This window comes from Microbacterium sp. STRO-2N (assembly GCF_057747775.1).
The window spans coordinates 1,515,655-1,534,618 of record NZ_CM173223.1; the positions used below are offsets into that span (position 1 = coordinate 1,515,655).

17 protein-coding genes are annotated in these 18,964 nt (G+C 71.1%); 10 read left to right on the top strand and 7 right to left on the bottom strand.

What is annotated here, in order from left to right:
* Positions 1-144 precede the first annotated feature (144 nt).
* Both AC3ANN_RS06995 and AC3ANN_RS07000 read left to right on the top strand, forming a co-directional pair.
* Positions 145-1,143 carry a YihY/virulence factor BrkB family protein gene (locus AC3ANN_RS06995; RefSeq protein ID WP_488340257.1) on the top strand — a complete coding sequence of 333 codons (999 nt, stop codon included), beginning with the start codon at positions 145-147 and terminating at the stop codon, positions 1,141-1,143.
* Positions 1,140-1,886: an NAD(P)H-hydrate epimerase gene (locus AC3ANN_RS07000; RefSeq protein WP_488340258.1), complete on the top strand. Its 747-nt coding sequence runs from the start codon at positions 1,140-1,142 to the stop codon at positions 1,884-1,886. Before AC3ANN_RS06995 ends, AC3ANN_RS07000 begins: the two co-directional genes overlap by 4 nt.
* A 141-nt stretch (positions 1,887-2,027) precedes the next feature.
* Here AC3ANN_RS07000 and AC3ANN_RS07005 read toward each other — a convergent pair whose 3' ends face one another.
* Positions 2,028-2,759, bottom strand: coding sequence for a glutamine amidotransferase (locus AC3ANN_RS07005; protein WP_488340798.1), 732 nt, complete (start codon positions 2,757-2,759; stop codon positions 2,028-2,030).
* A 5-nt stretch (positions 2,760-2,764) separates the two neighbouring features.
* Complete coding sequence (gene glgP / locus AC3ANN_RS07010; protein ID WP_488340259.1) at positions 2,765-5,383, bottom strand: alpha-glucan family phosphorylase; 2,619 nt, start codon at positions 5,381-5,383, stop codon at positions 2,765-2,767.
* 106 nt (positions 5,384-5,489) lie between these two features.
* Between glgP and AC3ANN_RS07015 the strand changes: the two genes are divergently transcribed.
* Together AC3ANN_RS07015 and AC3ANN_RS07020 are read left to right on the top strand one after the other, a co-directional pair.
* Positions 5,490-5,717 (top strand): response regulator, encoded by a 228-nt coding sequence (locus AC3ANN_RS07015; protein WP_488340260.1) that lies wholly within the window; start codon positions 5,490-5,492, stop codon positions 5,715-5,717.
* Positions 5,707-6,345, top strand: a complete 639-nt coding sequence (locus AC3ANN_RS07020) for a CYTH domain-containing protein (protein WP_488340261.1) — start codon at positions 5,707-5,709, stop codon at positions 6,343-6,345. Before AC3ANN_RS07015 ends, AC3ANN_RS07020 begins: the two co-directional genes overlap by 11 nt.
* Positions 6,346-6,397: 52 nt before the next feature.
* Here the strand turns inward: AC3ANN_RS07020 and lpdA are convergent, their stop codons facing one another.
* Complete coding sequence (gene lpdA / locus AC3ANN_RS07025) at positions 6,398-7,798, bottom strand: dihydrolipoyl dehydrogenase (protein WP_488340262.1); 1,401 nt, start codon at positions 7,796-7,798, stop codon at positions 6,398-6,400.
* 10 nt (positions 7,799-7,808) lie between these two features.
* Positions 7,809-8,498 (bottom strand): copper resistance CopC family protein, encoded by a 690-nt coding sequence (locus tag AC3ANN_RS07030; RefSeq protein ID WP_488340263.1) that lies wholly within the window; start codon positions 8,496-8,498, stop codon positions 7,809-7,811.
* Positions 8,499-8,603: 105 nt separating this feature from the next.
* On the opposite strand from AC3ANN_RS07030, the gene AC3ANN_RS07035 reads away from it, so the two are divergent.
* The gene (locus AC3ANN_RS07035) at positions 8,604-9,005 is read left to right on the top strand and encodes a four-helix bundle copper-binding protein (protein ID WP_488340264.1); all 402 of its coding nucleotides are present in this window, start codon (positions 8,604-8,606) and stop codon (positions 9,003-9,005) included.
* 27 nt (positions 9,006-9,032) lie between these two features.
* Here AC3ANN_RS07035 and AC3ANN_RS07040 read toward each other — a convergent pair whose 3' ends face one another.
* Positions 9,033-9,383, bottom strand: coding sequence for a hypothetical protein (locus AC3ANN_RS07040; RefSeq protein ID WP_488340265.1), 351 nt, complete (start codon positions 9,381-9,383; stop codon positions 9,033-9,035).
* Positions 9,384-9,547: 164 nt separating this feature from the next.
* On the opposite strand from AC3ANN_RS07040, the gene AC3ANN_RS07045 reads away from it, so the two are divergent.
* From AC3ANN_RS07045 to AC3ANN_RS07055, 3 genes are all read left to right on the top strand, one after another.
* Complete coding sequence (locus tag AC3ANN_RS07045) at positions 9,548-10,051, top strand: FHA domain-containing protein (RefSeq protein WP_488340266.1); 504 nt, start codon at positions 9,548-9,550, stop codon at positions 10,049-10,051.
* Positions 10,051-10,743, top strand: a complete 693-nt coding sequence (gene ftsR / locus AC3ANN_RS07050; protein ID WP_488340267.1) for a transcriptional regulator FtsR — start codon at positions 10,051-10,053, stop codon at positions 10,741-10,743. Before AC3ANN_RS07045 ends, ftsR begins: the two co-directional genes overlap by 1 nt.
* Before the next feature lie 178 nt (positions 10,744-10,921).
* Positions 10,922-11,467 carry a MerR family transcriptional regulator gene (locus AC3ANN_RS07055; RefSeq protein ID WP_488340268.1) on the top strand — a complete coding sequence of 182 codons (546 nt, stop codon included), beginning with the start codon at positions 10,922-10,924 and terminating at the stop codon, positions 11,465-11,467.
* Between the two features lie 19 nt (positions 11,468-11,486).
* Here the strand turns inward: AC3ANN_RS07055 and AC3ANN_RS07060 are convergent, their stop codons facing one another.
* Together AC3ANN_RS07060 and AC3ANN_RS07065 are read right to left on the bottom strand one after the other, a co-directional pair.
* A complete protein-coding gene (locus AC3ANN_RS07060; RefSeq protein WP_488340269.1) occupies positions 11,487-12,701 on the bottom strand; it encodes a trans-sulfuration enzyme family protein in 1,215 nt (404 codons plus the stop codon).
* 137 nt (positions 12,702-12,838) lie between these two features.
* The gene (locus AC3ANN_RS07065) at positions 12,839-13,648 is read right to left on the bottom strand and encodes a ParA family protein (protein ID WP_488340270.1); all 810 of its coding nucleotides are present in this window, start codon (positions 13,646-13,648) and stop codon (positions 12,839-12,841) included.
* A gap of 72 nt (positions 13,649-13,720) precedes the next feature.
* Here AC3ANN_RS07065 and AC3ANN_RS07070 point away from each other — a divergent pair, with 72 nt between their 5' ends.
* Both AC3ANN_RS07070 and AC3ANN_RS07075 read left to right on the top strand, forming a co-directional pair.
* Positions 13,721-17,128 carry a pyruvate carboxylase gene (locus tag AC3ANN_RS07070; protein WP_488340271.1) on the top strand — a complete coding sequence of 1,136 codons (3,408 nt, stop codon included), beginning with the start codon at positions 13,721-13,723 and terminating at the stop codon, positions 17,126-17,128.
* 54 nt (positions 17,129-17,182) lie between these two features.
* Positions 17,183-18,964: a MinD/ParA family ATP-binding protein gene (locus tag AC3ANN_RS07075; RefSeq protein WP_488340272.1), complete on the top strand. Its 1,782-nt coding sequence runs from the start codon at positions 17,183-17,185 to the stop codon at positions 18,962-18,964.

The following is an 18,964-nucleotide window of genomic DNA, read 5'->3' on the forward strand; positions in this document are numbered from 1 at the left end:
TCCGAGGGCCCCGACCGCGACCTGAGCACTTCGTCGGCACCCGCTCCCGTGATCCGCGCCTCGCTCGTGATGCTCCCGTGGGCATACGACGGCCCGCACGTCAAGGCGGAACGGTGCTGACCGCCCGCTCGGTATCGTTGCGCCATGGCGGACCTGATCGCGAAAGTCACGGCGCGGGCGCTCTCGCTGCGTATCGTCCGCGTGTGGCTGCACTACGCGGAGCGCCGCGGCCCCATGCTGTCCGACAGCATCACCTACCGAGCACTGTTCTCGGTGTTCGCGGGGGTGCTCCTCGGCTTCTCGTTCGCGGCGATCTGGCTGAGCGACAACCCCGACGCTTGGGCATCGCTGGTGTCGGCCGTGGATGCCGCGATCCCGGGTCTCGTCGGAGAGGACGGGCTCATCGACGTCACGGACATCCAGGCACCGGCCGGGTTCACCCTCACCGGCGTGATCGCGCTCGTGGCCCTCGTAGGCGCCGCGATCGGCGCGATCGGATCGCTGCGCGCAGCGCTGCGGACCCTGGCCGACCGCATCCACGACGACGTCTTCTTCGTGTGGGTGCTGCTGCGCAACCTCCTGCTCGCGATCGCGATCGGCGGCGGGCTCGTGCTCTCGGCGGGCGCGACGTTCGTCGGCACCTCGTTCGTCGGGGCGGCGCTGGACTGGGCGGGGATCGGTCGGAGCACACTCGCAGACCTCGCGACGCGCGGCGTCTCGCTCGTCGTCGTGTTCGCCCTCGACATGGCCCTCGTCGCGCTGGCGTTCGTTGCACTGAGCGGCGTCCGCGCAAGCGCCCGCTCTCTGTGGTCGGGCGCCTTCCTCGGCGCCCTCGGCCTGACGGTGCTGCAGCAGCTGTCGGGACTGTTCGTGAGCGGAGCGGGAGCAAACCCCCTGCTCGCGTCGTTCGCCGCCCTGATCGCGCTGCTGGTGTGGATGAACCTGTCGGCACAGGTGATCCTCATCGCCGGCACGTGGGTCATCGTCGCCGAACGCGAGCGTGTCGACCGCGTGCGCGAACGCCATGGCGCCCCGACGTTCGCGATCCGCCGTGTGCGTCGAGCCGAGGACGCCGTCGCCGTCGTGACGGAGGAACTGCGCCTCGCGCGCAAGGACGCCGATGCCGAGAGGGCGAAGTCATGACCACCGTGCCCGTGTACACCGTGGACCAGGTGCGTATCGCGGAGTCGCCGCTCCTCGCCGCCGGGCAGCCGCTCATGGCGCGTGCCGCCGCGGCGCTCGCCGAGGTCGTCCGCGGGGAGTACGAGGACGGTCACCTGCCCGTCGCCTCCGAGGGCGAGCCGCCGCGCGCCCTGCCCACGACCCACGCCAAGCACCTGCTCGTGCTGGCGGGCAGCGGCGACAACGGCGGCGATGCGCTGTACGCCGCGGCGCACCTGGCCGACGAGGTCGACGTGGACGTGCTCGCCGTCGGCGTGCGCGTGCACGAGGCCGGGCTCGCGGCGGCGCTCGGCGCCGGGGCGCGGCGCGTCGAGATGCCCGCCGTGCGAGAGGCGGCGACCGACTACGACCTCATCCTCGACGGCATCCTCGGTCTTGGCGCCGTGGATCCCGCGCTCCGCGGCAACGCCCGTGACGCGGTCGAGGCACTGCTGCCCGCGGTCCGGGCGGGGCGCTCGCGCGTCATCGCCGTCGACCTGCCGAGCGGCCTCCAGCCCGACACCGGAGCCGCGGGGGATGCCGTGCTGCCGGCATCCGTCACCGTCACGTTCGGCGCGGTCAAGGCCGGGCTCGTCCGCGGGCGTGGGCCCGAGCTCGCCGGCGAGCTGGTGCTCGCCGACATCGGCCTCGGCTCGGAGCTCGAGGGCTTCCGGCCGGTCGGCGAGACGTCCGTCTCCCGCATCGTCACGGCGCCCGCCGGCTGAGGCGAGCGGCGGTCGCGGCCGCCGCGGCGATCACGGCACCCGTGATGAGCAGCTTCTTCGCACCCATGACGCACCTGGTCTCGGTCGGTGGAGGCGGCCGGTGTCGGGAGGGCGCCACCGCGGTCCGCGCGAAGGGCCTGGTCAGCGGCCGTAGCGCTCGACGAACGTCTGCAGCATGCGGCTGGGGTGCGACACCGGTGCGCGACGGACGGCCGCGAGCGTCACCTCGAGCTCGTGAGCGGCGAAGTATCCGTGGTCGGCATACGCGTGGATCCGCGTGGTGATGCCGTCGACATCCAGCTCGGGGTGGAACTGCGTCGCATAGACGTTCGCGCGCACCTTGAACATCTGCACCGGGCAGCCGGGCGACGAAGCCAGCAGCGTCGCCGTCGGCGGCAGCGACGAGATCGCCTCCTTGTGCCCGACGAACGCCTCGAACGTCGGCGGCATCCCGGCGAGCAGCGGATCGGATGCCCCGGCCTCGGTGAGCGTGACCGGCACGACGCTGATCGGCTCGGAGTAGGTGCGGTCGATGACCGCGCCCTGGTGGGCGCCGAGCGTGCCCACGCCATAGCAGGCGCCGAGGAACGGGAAGTCGCGGGCGACGACCTCGTCGAGCAGCGAGGCGAACTCCGCCTCCACCCGCCGCTGCGCCGAGGACTTGCCCTCGGGCGGATCGGAGGCGTTGAACGGACCTCCGCCGACGAAGATCCCCGACAGGGCATCGAGGTCGAGCTGCGGCATCGGCCCCGCCTCGAGACGCACGCGCACGAGGTCCCGCTCATCGAGCCCGGTGTACCGCAGGAACAGCGCGTACTCCTCGTCGGCGGGGACGTCCTCCGCTCGCGTCGCGAGGAGGACGAACGGCTTCACCCGGGTCACGACGCGTAGGTCACGAGGCCGAGCTCGACCGGCGAGACGAGCTGCGGATGCGACGGCACGACCCGCACGGTGTAGCCGAACGTTCCGGTCACCGTCAGCGGCAGCGACCCGGTGAACGTCGTGATGCCCTCGACCGGCGGTCCGGCGGGTGAGAGCCGGTGCACCGAGTGGTCGCCCGCGAGCGCGTCGTCCTCGTCCGTGCGTCCGTAGGCCAGCTCCACCGCGACGTCGTCCGTCGACAGGCCGTCGAGCCGCACGTCGGCGCGCACCTCGAGCGTGTCGCCGGCCTGCGCCTGCTGCGGGATGCCGGAACTGTCGACGCTCGCGATCGACACGCGGCCCCACGCATCCTTCACCCGTGTGACGAAGGCGGCGAGCTCTTTGGCCTCAGCGAAGCCGTCGGCGCGCAGAGCCACGTCGTGGGCCGCCGCCGGGACGTACAGCCGCTCGACGTACTCGCGCACCATGCGGTCGCTGGTCGCCTTCTTGCCGAGCTCGGTCATGGTGTGGCGCACCATGCGCAGCCAGCCGGTCGGGATGCCGCTCTCGCGCTCGTAGAACCTCGGCACGAGCTGGTGCTCGATGAGGTCGTACAGCGCCGACGCCTCCGCGTCGTCGCGCTCCTCGTCGTTCGAGGCGGTGTCGGCCGTGGGGATCGCCCAGCCGTTCTCGCCGTCGAACCACTCGTCCCACCAGCCGTCGAGGATCGAGAGGTTCAGCGCGCCGTTGAGCGCGGCCTTCATGCCGCTCGTGCCGCACGCCTCGAGCGGGCGCAGCGGGTTGTTGAGCCAGACGTCGCAGCCCGGGTACAGGTCCTTCGCGAGCGTGATGTCGTAGTCGGGGAGGAACACGATGCGCCCACGCACCCTCGGGTCGCGGCTGAAGCGCACCAGCTGCTGGATGAGGATCTTGCCCGAGTCGTCGGCGGGGTGCGACTTGCCGCCGATCACGATCTGCACCGGGCGCTCCGGGTCGGTGAGCAGGCGCGTGAGACGCTCGGGGTCGCGCAGCATCAGGGTCAGCCGCTTGTAGGTGGGCACGCGCCGCGCGAAGCCGATCGTGAGCACCTCGGGGTCCAGCAGGTCCTCGACCCACGAGGGCGTGACGCCCGATCCGTTGGCGACGGTCCCCACGCCCCCTCCACGCGCCGCCGGCGCGTCGCGCGGAGCCTCTGGGCGCGTGGGCCCAGCCGCGACCCGGCGCCGTGCCTCGGCCACCAGCTCGCCCTTCATCTGCTGGCGCACGCCCCACAGCTCGGCGTCGCTGACCGCACCACGGTCGGTCCAGTCGTGCGTGTCGGTGTAGGCGTCGCCCCACACCCGCTCGCTCAGCGCCTTGAGCGCGGGATGCACCCAGGTCGGCGCGTGCACGCCGTTTGTGATCGAGGTGATCGGCACCTCGTCGGTGTCGACGCCGGGCCACAGCATCCCGAACATGCCGCGACTGACCTCGCCGTGCAGCAGTGAGACGCCGTTCGCGTGCTGCCCCAGGTGGAGCCCGAGCACGGCCATGTTGAACACGCCCTGGTCGCCGCCGTCCCACGTCTCGAGGCCGAGCGCGATGGCACGCCCGGCGTCGAGCCCGCGGAAGAGCCCGCTCGCGAGGTGGTCGGCGATGAGGTCGCGTGAGAATCGGTCGATGCCCGCCGGCACCGGGGTGTGCGTCGTGAAGACCGTGCCCGCGCGCACCTGGGCCAGTGCCTCGTCGAAGCTCAGCCCGTCGCGCGTGATGAGCTCCGACATCCGCTCCAGACCCTGGAACCCGGCGTGCCCCTCGTTGGTGTGGTAGACGTCGGGGGCGGGGCGCCCGGTGATCTCGCTGAACGCGCGCACCGCGCGCACCCCGCCGACGCCGAGCAGCAGCTCCTGCAGCAGCCGGTGCTCGCCGCCGCCGCCGTACAGCCGGTCTGTCACGCGGCGCAGCTCGTCGGAGTTCGACGGCGTCTCGGAGTCGAGGAGGAGCAGCGGGATCCGGCCGATGTCGGCGACCCACACGCGCGCGTGCAGCCGGCGGTCGCCGGGAAGGTCGAGCGCGATCTCGACGGGTGCTCCGCCGGCACCGCGGAGGAGGGTCAGGCCGAGCCCATACGGGTCGAGGAGCGGATAGCTCTCGCGCTGCCAGCCGTCGTCGCCGATCGACTGGCGGAAGTAGCCGGCGCGATAGAAGAGGCCGACGCCCGTGAGCGGCACGCCAAGGTCGGACGCGCTCTTGAGGTGGTCGCCCGCGAGGATGCCGAGGCCACCCGAGTACTGGGGCAGGGAGCCGTCGACGCCGAACTCGGGGGAGAAGTACGCGATGTGCATCGGCTTCGGGCCCTCGAGTCGCTGGTACCAGCGCTCGCCCTCGAGGTACGCGGTGAGGCGATCGTCCTCCTCGCGCACGCGCGCCACGAAGCCGCCGTCCTGTGCGAGCTCGTCCAGCCGCTGCTGGCCGAGCGCGCCCAGCATGCGAGCGGGGTTCTCGCCGATCGCGTCCCACAGCGCCGGGTCCATCGACGCGAAGAGTGCGTGCGTCGAGCGGCTCCACGACCAGCGCCAGTTCGAGGCGAGGCGGTCGAGCGGGGCGAGGGATTCGGCGAGGACGGGACGGACGGTGAACGTTCGGATGGCCTTCACGCTCGCGATTCTAGGCGCACCGGCTGGAAGCGCTTGCACCGGGGGCCTCGCGGCACGCGAGGCCCAAGCCCGCTGCGATTCGCGCGGCCGGGTCTACGCTGGGCACATGGCCATCGCACGACTGCACGGGGGTCCGCTCGACGGACAGATCGTCCCGCTGGACCCGACCGTGAACGACTCGTACATCGTCCCCTACGGGGAGGGACAGCTCGTCTACCGCCGCGACGGCGGCGAGAGCAACACCGGCGCCGACGACGGTCCCACCGAGGTGCGCTTCGAGTACGTCGAGTCCACCGAAGACATCGACCCGAACCCGGACGGGCGTGACGGCTGACCCCGGCGCCGCGGCGCCCTCGCGCTCGGTCGAGATCGAGCTGAAGTTCGACGTCGACGACGGCACCGCTCTGCCGGACTGGTCGGCGGTCCCGGGTGTCGCCTCGGTGACGGCCGGTGAGAGGCGCGAGCTCGACGCCGCGTACTACGACGACGATGAGCGCTCGCTCGCGCAGGCCGGTTACGCTCTGCGCCGCCGCACCGGCGGGCCCGACGCGGGCTGGCACATCAAGGGACCGCGCGGCGCCGATGGCGGTCGCGTCGAGCTGCAGTGGCCGCTCGGCGAAGCGGACGCCATCCCCGAGGCGGTGCGTGCGGAGCTTTCGGCGGTGACGGATGCCTCGTTCCGCCCGCTCGCCCGCATCCAGAACTCGCGCACCGTGTACTTCCTGCTGGACGAGTCAGGACGGGTGATCGCCGAGTTCGCCGACGACGCGGTGCGCACGCGCGACGAGCGCTCCGGCATTGAGCGCGCATGGCACGAATGGGAGGTCGAGCTCGGCCCCGGCGCGCCCGCCGATCCGGCGCAGCGCGCGGCGTTCTTCGCGGCTGTCGAGCAGGCCGCACGCGCCGCGGGCGCCCGGCCCGCGGCATCCGATTCGAAGCTCGCGCGAGCGCTCGGCCACTGAGACGACGAAGCCCCCGGGATCCGACGATCCCGGGGGCTTCTGTCGTGCGGCGTCAGAGGTTGATCATGTGACCCGCGAGGCCGTGGAAGGCCTCCTGCACCGCCTCGGACAGGGTCGGGTGCGTGTGGACGTTGCGGGCCGCCTCGAGCGCGGTCAGGTCCCACTTCTGCGCGAGCGTGAGCTCGGGGAGCAGCTCCGAGACGTCCGGTCCGATCAGGTGGCCGCCGAGGAGCTCGAGGTGCTCGCCGTCCGCGATGAGCTTGACGAAGCCGATGGCCTCGCCGAGGCCGTTGGCCTTGCCGTTCGCCGAGAACGGGAACTTCGCGACCTTGACGTCGTAGCCGGCGTCGCGCGCCTGCTGCTCGGTGAGGCCGAATGACGCGACCTGCGGCGAGCAGAACGTCGCGCGCGGCATCATGCGGTAGTCGCCGAGGGTCATCGTCTCCGCCTTGCCGATCGTCTCGGCCGCGACCACGCCCTGCGCCTCGGCGACGTGAGCCAGCTGCAGCTTCGCGGTGACGTCGCCGATCGCGTAGATGTGCGGCACGTTGGTGCGCATGTGGTCGTCGATGTCGATGGCGCCGCGCTCGGTGAGCTTCACACCGGTGTTCTCGAGGCCGAAGCCCTCGACGTTCGCCGCGAAGCCGATCGACATCAGCACCTTGTCGGCGTCGATGGACTGCGCCTCGCCGCCGGCCGCCGGAGTGTACGTGACCGTGACGCGATCGCCGTGGTCGGTGACCGTCTCGACCTTGGTCGAGGTGAGGATGTCGACCCCGTACGACTTGTACTGCTTCGTGATCTCCTTGGAGACGTCGGCGTCCTCGTTGGGGAGCGCGCGGTCGAGGAATTCGATGATCGTCACCTTGACGCCGTAGTTCGCCATGACGAAGCCGAACTCCATGCCGATCGCGCCGGCGCCGACGATGACGATGGACTTCGGAAGCTCGCGGGCGAGGATCTGCTCCTCGTACGTCACGACGTTCTCGCTCAGCGTGACACCGGGGAGCAGTCGCACCTTCGACCCGGTCGCGATGATGGCGTTGTCGAACGTGACGTCCTCGGAGGTGCCGTCGGCCTTGGCCACCCGGATGGCGTTGGGCCCGGTGAACGTGCCTCGCCCCTCGTACTCGGTGACCTTGTTCTTCTTCATCAGGTAGTGGATGCCCTTGACGTGCGTGTCCGCCACCTTGCGGCTGCGATCCCACGCGACACCGAAGTCGAAGTGCACATCGCCCGAGATGCCGAACAGCTCAGCCTTGTGGTGGAACTGGTGCGCAAGGTCGGCGTTCTTCAGCAGAGCCTTCGAGGGGATGCAGCCGACGTTGAGGCAGACACCGCCCCAGTACTTCTCTTCGATGATCGCGACCGTGAGGCCGAGCTGGGCGGCACGGACGGCCGCGACGTACCCGCCGGGGCCCGCGCCGAGGATGGCGACGTCGTAGTGAGGCATGTCTGAAAGCCTAGTGGGCGGCAGGAGGCTCGGAGCCGGGCAGCCCGTCGTCGCCCGGCGTGCGGTCACCGCCGTCCGCGGGCTGCCGATCGCGCCGGCCGCGCGACACCAGGACGTAGACCAGGGCCGCGACCGCGGCGAGGCCGAGGAGTGCCAGCACGATCCAGGGCCAGACGTCGGCGGACCCGGATTCGCCGGCCGGAGGCGTCGGCTCCGCGGTCTGCGTCGGCTCGGCGGTCCCGGACGGAGCGGTCGTCTCGGTCGGCGCCGGTGACGCGGTCTCCGTCGGCTCGGGAGCACCGGCGACGGTGAACGAGAACTCTCCCGAGATGGGGTGCCCGTCACTCGAGACCACCTTCCACAGCACCGTGACGGCGCCGGATGCCTCACCCGACAGTGGCTGCGAGAGCACGTTGTCCTGCGCGGTCGGCTCACCCTCGGTGAGGCTGGTGCCCTCGGCATCCGTCACCTGCACTTCGCTCGCCCCCACGGCGGCGGCGATCACACCGCTGAAGGTGAGGCGCAGCTCGGCGGGGAGACCGTCGACCGTGGCTCCGGCAGCGGGGTCGCTGCCGAGCAGCTCGTCGTGCGCGTGAGCGGGCGGCGCCGAGGCGAGCACCGCGAGAGCCGCCAGCAGCACCGCCGCGACAAGCGTGACAGGGCGCGAGAGGCGGGCATTGTGAAATGTTCGTGACAACACGCGATCGAGCCTAACCGGCCCTTCGATCCGTACGTCGTGAGGTCTAGCATGGCCGCAGGCGGGAGCACCTGCCCCGCCGACCGGTCAGCGGAAGGACGGTGGCGGATGGACGCCATGATGATGGGCGCCATGTCGAAGGACATGATGTCGATGCCCGGCATGGAGACCATGGACATGTCTGTCATGCAGGCGTGTATGGACGCCTGCTCGGCCTGCGAGCAGGCATGCACGGTGTGCTCCACGCAGATGATGTCGTGCGCGCCCGCGTGCATGAACTGCGCGGACATGTGCAACACGATGATGCGCGCCATGATGCGCCCCCAGGGGATGACCCCGGCCGCGATGATGTCGATGCTCGACGCCTGCATCGCGATGTGCCAGGTCTGCATGGACGAGTGCATGGAGCACGCCGACCACAGCGAGGTCTGCAAGATGTGCGCTCAGGCCTGCAAGGCGTGCATGGACGCCTGCATGGCCATGAAGAACTCGATGATGGCGATGAGCTGAGCTCGTCGCCATCCGTCGTTCTCCGGCTCAGCCGCGGAGGACGTTGAACCGCGTGCCGCCGACGGCGAGCACGTCGTAGCGCTCGTGCAGCGCGACCGGGGTCCCCGGCGACGCATGCACCGCCGCGCCCGCGCCGTTCCACAGCGCGATCGGGTCGGCGCCGGTGAGCGTGCGCACGATGAGGAAGCCCGATCGCGGGTCGGATGCCTCGACGATCGCGTCGGCCCAGTCGGACGGGGTGGCAGCTGCCAGTCGCGCCTGGATGAGGTGGAGCGCGTGGCCCGGTGCGAACGAGCTGCAGGCATCGCCGTGGTCGCACATGCACGCCGCACGCTCGCGCACCTCGAGGGGCGGGATGTGGCGGTGCGGGGTGGACACGGTCGGCTCCTTCTGATCGAGTCCCGCCAGGCTAGGCCGGGCCCCCGCCGCACGGCATCCCGCGTGACACGCGACGAAACAAATGCGCGAGCGCATCCGGTCCGAATCCGGCTCTTCCGCGCGACGGGCGATCGGATAGGCTGGGCTGTCGAAGGAGGAGCACCGTGGAGGACGACCGCCGACCCGACCAGGGCGACATCCGCAGGGCTGCCGGGGCCGACGCGCACGAGTCCGATCGTGCGGCCGATACGACGCAGACGTTCGGACACGACTCCGACCTGTCGTTCGTGCCGTTCGGAAGCGAACTGGGCGAGGCCGAGCTCGAGGCCATCGACGCGCTGCCGTCGGGCGCCGCGCTGCTGCTCGTGCGCTCAGGGCCGACAGCCGGAGCCCGCTACCTGCTCGACACCGACGTGACGACGGTGGGGCGGCACCCCGAAGCCGACATCTTCTTCGACGACGTCACCGTGTCGCGTCGCCACGCCGAGATCACGCGCACCGGCACGACGTTCGAGCTGGTCGACCAGCGCTCGCTGAACGGCACGTACGTCAACGGCGAACGCGTCGACCGTGCCACGCTCTCCAACGGCGCCGAGGTCCGCGTCGGGAAGTTCCGTCTCAACTTCTTCGTCTCTCCCGCCGACCTGCAGCAGGCGGCGGACGCCTGATGCCGGCCGCATCCGCCCGCGAACGCTCGGCGTCCGCGGGTCTTCTGAGCATCGGCCAGGTGCTCGCGCGGCTGTCGCCCGAGTTCCCCTCGCTCACCTCCAGCAAGCTCCGATTCCTCGAGGTGCAGGGCATCGTGACGCCCACGCGCACGGAGTCGGGCTACCGCAAGTTCTCGCAGGCCGACCTCGAGCGGCTTCGGCTCGCACTGACGCTGCAGCGCGACCACTACCTGCCGCTGTCGGTCATCCGCGAGTATCTCGAGGACGTCGACGCCGGGCGGGACCCGGCCACTCCGACCGCGGTACCGCCGCCGTCGATCCTCCCGGCGCCGCGGCGATACCGACGCGACGAGCTCCTCGCCGCGTCGGGTGCCGCCCCGCAGCTGCTGAACGACGCCATCAGCACCGGGGTGCTCACCGGCGCCGAGAGCTACACCGAGCAGTCCGTCGCGCTGCTGCGCGCGCTCGTCGCGCTCGATCGCCACGGCATCGAGCCGCGACATGTCCGGGCGCTCCGCCAGAACGCCGAGCGCGACGTCGCGCTGGTCGAGTCGGCTCTCGCACCGCTGCTGCGGCGGACGGATGCCTCGTCCCGCGGCCGCGCCGGCGAGCTCGCGCCTGAGCTGGCCAAGCGCCTCGACGAGGTCCGCGCGATCTTCGTGCGATCCGCGCTGGACCGGCTCCTCTCCTGATCGGCCTGCGCCGGCTTCAACCGGTCGCTGAGCGGTTCCAAACCGTGTGCGGGGCGGCTCCAACGGGTTGCTCAGCTTGTCGAAGCACGCGACACGCCGGACGCCGAACCGCGGATGTCGTTGCCGCGAGGGGGAGGCTCATCTAGCGTGGAGGTATCCGATTGCGGAGGGGGGAAAAGTGACTGTTCGAGATGCGGCCGACAACGAGCCGTTCGTCGCCGAACTCCTCTTCACCGACGGTCTGCCGGCCATGGATGACGAGGTGGGCTACCGCGGTGCGGTCGCCGCCCGCGCCGCCGGCATCACCTACCGGCAGCTCGATTACTGGGCCCGCACCGAGCTCGTCGAGCCCACCGTGCGCGGCGCGAGCGGCTCGGGGTCTCAGCGCCTGTACGGCTTCCGCGACATCCTCGTGCTCAAGCTCGTCAAGCGACTGCTCGACACCGGCATCTCGTTGCAGCAGATCCGCACCGCGGTCGAGCAGCTCCGGGCCGCGGGTATCCGCGACCTCGCCGGCACCACGCTCATGAGCGACGGCGCGTCGGTGTACCTGTGCACGTCGAACGACGAGGTGATCGACCTCGTCAGCCGTGGCCAGGGCGTCTTCGGCATCGCCGTCGGCAAGGTGCTGCGCGAGGTCGAGTCCGAACTCGTCGAGTTCGAGGTCGAGAAACCCAGCGCGATGGACGAACTGGCTGCGCGTCGCGCGGCCCGCTCCGCCTGAGCCGTCCGCCCCGCTCGCTTCACACGGTCGCCGGGCGACGCTCTTCCGTCGCGCCGACCGTCGCGGCGAGCGCCTGCTCGAGATCCGCGATGAGGTCGGCGGGGTCCTCCAGGCCGATCGACAGCCGGACGAGCGCGGCGGACGGTTTCGCCTCCGACTCCACGGGGCGATGCGTCAGAGCCGCCGGGTGCTGGATCAGCGAGTCGACGCTGCCCAGCGACACGGCGTGCGTGAAGAGGCGCACCGAGGTCGTCAGGGCGCGGGCGGCGTCGTAGCCGCCGGCGAGCTCGATCGAGATCATCGCGCCCGGACCGGACTGCTGCGTGCCCACGAGACTCCGCGGGTCGCACTCGGCGAACCCGGGGAAGTGAACGTGCGCGATCCCAGCCTGCGTCGTGAGCCATTCGGCGACGGCGCACGCACCGGCCTGCTGCGCCCGCACGCGCACCGGCAGCGTGGCGAGCCCGCGGTGCAGGAGGTACGCGGCGAGAGGGTGCATGATGGCCCCGGTGATGGCGCGGGTGCGCCGGAGCGCGGCGGCCAGCCGGGCGTCGCACGCGACGACGCCGCCGACCACGTCTCCGTGGCCACCGAGGTACTTGGTGGCGCTGTGCAGCGACAGGGCGGCGCCGAGATCGAGTGGATGCTGGAGCACCGGAGTCGCGAACGTGTTGTCGACGAGCACGGGAACGTCGCCCGCGGCCGCGACGATCGCGCGGATGTCGACGAGTTCGAGCGTGGGGTTGGCGGGGGACTCGAGCACCACCAGTGCGGTGTCGTCGCGCAGCGCCGCCGCCACGCCGTCGGGGGAGCAGAACGTCGCCTCGACGCCCAGTTGGCCCGACGCGAGCAGGTGGTCGGTGCCGCCGTACAACGGTCGCACAGCCACCACGTGACGCTTGCCCGTCTCGTGCGCGATCGCCAGCAGCGTGGCGCTCATCGCGGCCATTCCCGACGAGAACGCGACGGCCTCCTCCGCATGCTCGAGGCGCGCGAGCGCCTCCTCGAAGCGGGCCACCGTGGGGTTCCACAGCCGCGCGTACACGTTCGAACCGCCCTCCAACGGGTGACCGCCGGTCGCGAGCACCTCGTACGACATGCCTCCGAGTTCGAGATCGGGGAGCGGATTCGTCGACGAGAGGTCGAGGGGGAGTGCGTGGACGCCCAGGGCCGCGAGGTCGTCGCGTCCGGCGTGCACGGCGATGCTGTCAGGATGCAGCGTCATCGATGCCATGAACGATATGTTCAGCGACGCAGCGACGAAAGGCAAGTCGTGTTCACCGGATCGCGCATTCGGCGAGCAATCTGATCATCCCGTGAGCAGACTGGTCAGTCCGTGACGACAGATGCCGCAGCATCCGTCGCTCATCGTCAGGCGCGCGTCTCGCCGGGCACAGGGATGCGGCCGGTGCGCATCACGCGGTCGAGGAGCGAGTCGAAGTCAGCCGCGAGCTCCTGCGCGGAGTCGCCGGGCCAGATGTGCAGCGGCTTCGCCGCGCCCTGCGCCTGCTGCAGCGATGTGCGCTCGGGCAGCTGCGGCGCGAGCACGAGTGGGCCGAACATGTCGCGGAGCTCCTTGATGCGGAACTGGTGCTCGATCGACTGCGGGCGCACGCGGTTCACGACGATGCCGAGCGGCTGCAGGCGCGGCGACAGGCCGCGGCGGATCTCCTCGATCGCGCGCAGCGCGCGGTCGGCGGCGGCGACCGAGAACAGGCCGGGCTCGGTCACCACGATCACGCGGTCGCTTGCGGCCCACGCGGTGCGCGTGAGGGCGTTCAGCGACGGCGCGCAGTCGATCAGCACCAGGTCGTAGTCGGCCTCGATCGTCGCGAGCGCCTCCTCCATCTTCCAGACGTCGCGCACGCTCGGGTGCGGTCCGTCGAAGTTGATGGCCGAGGGGCTGCCGATCATGACGTCGATCGTGCCGGGATGCACCTTCGCCCACCCGCTGGAGGTGATGGCCTGCCGGACCGTCTTCTCCTTCGGATTGGCGAGGACGTCGGCGACGTTCAGGCGGCCGGCGACCTGGATGTCCATGCCCGTCGACACATCGGACTGCGGGTCGAGGTCGACGACGAGCGTGCGGACACCGCGGGCGAAGGCCGCCGACGCGAGTCCGAGAGTCACGGTCGTCTTGCCGACCCCGCCCTTGAGCGAGCTGACGGATAGGACGTGCACAAGGCACCACGTTACCGTCCCCTAGGCTGAGAGCACACTCAGGCCCACCCGCACCGCCGCTCCGGAGGTCGAATGTTCCGCAAGATCCTGGTCGCCAACCGTGGTGAGATCGCGATCCGCGCCTTCCGCGCGGCGTACGAGCTCGGTGCTCGAACCGTGGCCGTCTTCCCGTTCGAAGATCGCGGGTCGCTGCACCGGCAGAAGGCGGACGAGTCCTACGAGATCGGCGAGAAGGGCCACCCGGTCCGCGCGTACCTCGATGTCGACGAGATCATCCGCGTAGCGCTCTCGTCGGGAGCCGATGCGATCTACCCGGGCTACGGATTCCTCTCGGAGAACCCCGAACTGGCCGAGAAGGCCGCGGCGAACGGCATCGCGTTCATCGGGCCTCCCGCTCGCGTGCTCGAGATGGCGGGCAACAAGGTCACCGCAAAGCAGCACGCGACCGCCGCCGGCGTTCCGGTGCTGCGCTCGACCGAGGCGTCCGACGACGTCGACGCGCTCGTCGCGCAGGCGGACGACATCGGATTCCCGATCTTCGTGAAGGCCGTCGCCGGCGGCGGCGGACGGGGGATGCGGCGCGTCGAGCGGCCTGAAGAGCTGCCGCCCGCCCTCGCCGAGGCGATGCGCGAGGCGGGAAGCGCCTTCGGCGACGCACGCGTGTTCCTCGAGCAGGCCGTGCAGCGGCCGCGCCACATCGAGGTGCAGGTACTGGCCGACAAGACCGGCGAGACCGTCCACCTCTTCGAGCGGGACTGCTCGGTGCAGCGCCGCCACCAGAAGGTGATCGAGATCGCCCCCGCGCCGAATCTCGACCCTGCCGTCCGCGATGCGCTGCACGGCTACGCCGTCGCGTTCGCGCGCTCCATCGGCTACGAGAACGCCGGCACCGTCGAGTTCCTCCTCGAAACGGCGGGGCCGCGAGCGGGCGAGGTCGTCTTCATCGAGATGAACCCGCGCATCCAGGTCGAGCACACGGTGACGGAGGAGGTCACCGACGTCGATCTCGTGCAGTCGCAGATGCTCATCGCGTCCGGGCGGACGCTTGCCGACCTCGGCCTCACCCAGGACCGCATCCAGCTGCGCGGAGCCGCCCTGCAGTGCCGTCTCACCACCGAGGACCCGTCGCAGGGCTTCCGTCCCGACACCGGCCGCATCACGACGTACCGGTCGCCCGGCGGCGCGGGCATCCGGCTCGACGGCGGCACCACGGCCGCGGGATCGCAGATCAGTCCCCACTTCGACTCGATGCTCGCGAAGCTCACGTGCCGGGGGCGCGACTTCCCGGCCGCCGTGGCCCGCGCCCGCCGCGCTCTCGCGGAGTTCCGCATCCGCGGCGTCGCGACGAACATCCCGTTCCTGCGCGCCGTGCTCGACGACCCCGCGTTCGTCGCAGGTGACGTGAGCACGTCGTTCATCGAAGAGCGGCCGGCGCTGCTGACGAGCAACCCCTCGCGCGACCGTGCGACGAAGCTGCTCAACTGGCTGGGCGACGTCACCGTCAACCGGCCCTACGGCGAGAAGCCGCTGTCGGTCTCACCCGGAAGCAAGCTTCCCGACATCGACCTCGCCGCCGAGCCGCCGGCCGGCACCCTCGCGCGGCTGCGGGAGCTCGGCCCGGAGGGGTTCGCCCGGGCGCTGCGCGAGCAGACGGGACTGGCGGTCACCGAGACCACCTTCCGTGACGCGCACCAGTCGCTCCTCGCGACGCGCGTGCGAACGCGCGACCTCGTGCGCGTCGGGCCGCACGTGTCGCGCATGACTCCGCAGCTGCTGTCGGTCGAGGCCTGGGGTGGCGCGACCTACGACGTCGCGCTGCGGTTCCTCGCCGAAGACCCGTGGGAGCGCCTCGAGGCGCTGCGTGCGGCGATGCCGAACATCCCGATCCAGATGCTGCTGCGGGGGCGGAACACCGTCGGCTACACGCCCCGCCCGGTCGAGGTCACCGACGCGTTCGTGCGCGAGGCCGCCTCCACCGGAGTCGACATCTTCCGCATCTTCGACGCGCTCAACGACGTGTCGCAGATGCGCCCCGCGATCGACGCGGTGCGCTCCACGGGCACGGCGATCGCCGAGGTGGCGCTGTGCTACACCTCCGACCTGCTCGACCCGTCCGAGAAGCTGTACACGCTCGACTACTACCTGCGGCTCGCCGAGCAGATCGTCGAGTCGGGCGCGCACATCCTCGCGATCAAGGACATGGCGGGCCTGGTGCGCCCGGCGGCGGCCGCGAAGCTCGTCACGGCGCTGCGCGAGAACTTCGACCTGCCGGTGCACCTCCACACCCACGACACCGCGGGCGGGCAGCTGGCGACGCTCCTGGCGGCGAGCGCCGCGGGCGTGGACGCGGTGGATGCCGCGGCCGCGCCGATGTCGGGAACCACGAGCCAGCCCTCGCTCTCGGCGCTGGTCGCCGCGCTCGCGCACACGGACCGCGACACCGGCCTGGATCTGCAGGCCGTCGCCGACCTCGAGCCTTACTGGGAAGCGGTGCGACACCTGTACCGGCCGTTCGAATCAGGGCTGCCCTCGCCGACGGGCCGCGTCTACCACCACGAGATCCCGGGCGGGCAGCTGTCGAACCTCCGGCAGCAGGCGATCGCCCTCGGCCTGGCCGACGACTTCGAGCTCATCGAGGACATGTACGCCGCGGCGGACCGCATCCTCGGCCGTATCCCCAAGGTGACCCCGTCGTCGAAAGTCGTGGGCGACCTCGCGCTGGCGCTCGTCGCGGTGCGAGCCGACCCTGCCGACTTCGAGCAGAACCCGCAGAACTACGACATCCCGGACTCCGTCGTCGGCTTCATGGCCGGGGAACTGGGCGATCTTCCCGGTGGGTGGCCTGAGCCGTTCCGCACCAAGGTGCTCGAAGGGCGCTCGGTCTCGATCGACGTGCCGCCGCTCACCGATGAGGAGCGCGCGGGCCTCGCCGGCGACGCCGCCGAGCGCCGCCGCGCGCTGAACCGGCTGCTGTTCCCCGCGCCGGCGCGCGAGTTCGAGAAGAACCGCGAGACCTACGGCGACCTGTCGGCGCTCGGCACGCCGGACTACCTGTACGGGCTCAAGCCCGGCGAGGAGCACATCGCCGAGATCGATCCGGGCGTGCAGCTGTACGTGGGTCTCGAAGCGATCGGCGAGGCCGACGACAAGGGCATCCGCACGGTCATGACGACCCTCAACGGGCAGCTGCGGCCGGTGTTCGTCCGCGATCGCAGCATCAAGGTCGAGACACGCCAGGTCGAGAAGGCCGACACGTCGAAGCCGGGTCAGGTCGCCGCGCCGTTCTCGGGGGTCGTGACCCTCAAGGCGCGCGTCGGCGACGCCGTGACGGCGGGGCAGCCGATCGCCTCCATCGAGGCGATGAAGATGGAGGCGGCCATCACCGCCCCCGTCGAGGGGGTCGTCGAGAGACTCGCGATCGCCGAGACGGCGCAGGTCGACGCCGGCGACCTTTTGGTCGTCATCCGTCCGGCCCAGTAGCCTGGAGGGCGGCATCCGCCCGAAAACGCCGCCCGTCCCCTGGAGAAGTACGCAGTGACGCCCGATCGCCCCGACCACACACCCGACGAGCCTGAGAACGGCGTGCTCTCCGACACCGGAAGCCTCGACACGACCGGTCTCGGAATCCTCGGCGGTGGGACGGCGCAGGTGAACGTCGAACTGCCGAGCGAGTCCGAGGACGACCTCGCCGACGATGACGTCATCGGCGACGAGGTGCCGTTCGTGGTGGAGATCCCGGCCGATGCCGATCTTCCGGTCACGATGACGCTCGCGACCGAGCCTTCGGCCGACACCGCCGAAGCAGAGATCGTCGCCGAGCCGGAGGAGTGGACCGTCGAGGCCGACGGCTTCGCCGCCGCGCCCGTCACCGACGACATCGCCGACGCCGACGAGGTCTTCGAAGAGGTCGAGACCGTCGCAGCCACCACGGCCGGGCAGCACGAAGCCGCGGCATCCGTCGACGACGTCGCACCCGACGCGGTCGACGCGGCCGTCGCGGAGTTCGAGAACGCCGAGTTCGAGAACGCCGAGTTCGACCCTGCCGCATACGCGGACGCCGAGTTCGAGGATGTCTCGTTCGATGACGTCGCGATCAGCGACGTCGCCGCGCATGATGAGACCGCGGAGGAACCCATGACTGCACGCACGCCGTCCGACTCCGACGCGCCGACCGGCGCGCCGGCGTCCTCGCCGGAGCCGAAGACCGCGTCCGCCGAGACCGGCCCGGTGCCCGCCTCTCGGCGAGAGGCGCACCACACCGGGTCGGTGCCGACGACCGGCCGCACCCCCGATCGGGCCGTCGAGCGCGCCTTCCCGACCGCGAGCGTGTCGCTCACGTCGAAGCGGCTCGGCGAGTTCGAGGCCGACCGCGAGACAGCCGACCTGCTCACCGCGGACCGGCTGCTCGACCCGCACCAGGTGGTGCGGTCCGAGCCCGAAGGTGCGTGGCAGCACTTCGTGTACTCCATCTCGGGGCGGCGCATCAACCTCGGCGACAGCAAGCGCGCCCGCGCCCGCAAGGAGCTCGACCGCCGCATCGCGGCGCCGCTCTCGGGCGGCGCCCGCTTCGTGCCGGTGCTCTCGCGCAAGGGCGGCGTCGGCAAGACGACGGTGACGACGCTGCTCGGCATGGCCCTCGCCGACGCCCGCGACGACCGCGTCATCGCCGTCGACGCCAACCCCGACCGCGGCACGCTCGCCGAGCGCATCTCCCGCGAGAGCGGCAAGACCGTGCGCGACCTCGTGCGCGTGAGCGGCGACGTCGTCGGCTTCAACGACCTGTCGAACATCGTGGCCCGCGACGAGACGCGGCTCGACGTCGTCGCGTCCGATTCCGACCCGCGCGTGTCCGAGGCCTTCAACGACGCCGACTACCGCAATGTCGCCGCCCTCGCAGCGCACTACTACTCGCTCGTGCTCACCGACACCGGCACCGGCATCGTCCACTCGGTGATGAGTGCGACGCTCGATCTCGCAGACCAGCTCGTGATCGTCGCGGGCCTCAGCGTCGACGAGGCGCGACTCGCGTCCGAGACGCTCACGTGGCTCGAGACCAACGGCTACTCCGAGAAGGTGCGCGGTGCTGTCGTCGTGCTCAACAACGCACGTCCTGGTCAGCCGCTCGTGCAGCTCGACGAGCTCGAGGCCCACTTCCGCACGCGCGTGCGCAAGGTCGTCCGAGTTCCCTACGACGCGCACATCGCGGCCGGCAGCGGCATCGTCTTCAGGGATCTCCAGCCCGAGACGCGGCTCGCCGCCCGAGAGCTCGCCGCGGCGGTCGTCGAAGGCCTTCGCTCGCACGCGACCGCGGCCTGA

Excerpts from the sequence above, each read along its gene's own strand:
- AC3ANN_RS07000 (WP_488340258.1), top strand. The coding sequence starts at position 1,140 with ATGACCACCGTGCCCGTGTACACCGTGGACCAGGTGCGTATCGCGGAG.
- ftsR (WP_488340267.1), top strand. The coding sequence starts at position 10,051 with ATGCCGGCCGCATCCGCCCGCGAACGCTCGGCGTCCGCGGGTCTTCTG.
- AC3ANN_RS07060 (WP_488340269.1), bottom strand. The coding sequence starts at position 12,701 with ATGGCATCGATGACGCTGCATCCTGACAGCATCGCCGTGCACGCCGGA.
- AC3ANN_RS07070 (WP_488340271.1), top strand. The coding sequence starts at position 13,721 with ATGTTCCGCAAGATCCTGGTCGCCAACCGTGGTGAGATCGCGATCCGC.
- AC3ANN_RS07035 (WP_488340264.1), top strand. The coding sequence starts at position 8,604 with ATGGACGCCATGATGATGGGCGCCATGTCGAAGGACATGATGTCGATG.
- lpdA (WP_488340262.1), bottom strand. The coding sequence starts at position 7,798 with ATGCCTCACTACGACGTCGCCATCCTCGGCGCGGGCCCCGGCGGGTAC.
- AC3ANN_RS07015 (WP_488340260.1), top strand. The coding sequence starts at position 5,490 with ATGGCCATCGCACGACTGCACGGGGGTCCGCTCGACGGACAGATCGTC.
- AC3ANN_RS06995 (WP_488340257.1), top strand. The coding sequence starts at position 145 with ATGGCGGACCTGATCGCGAAAGTCACGGCGCGGGCGCTCTCGCTGCGT.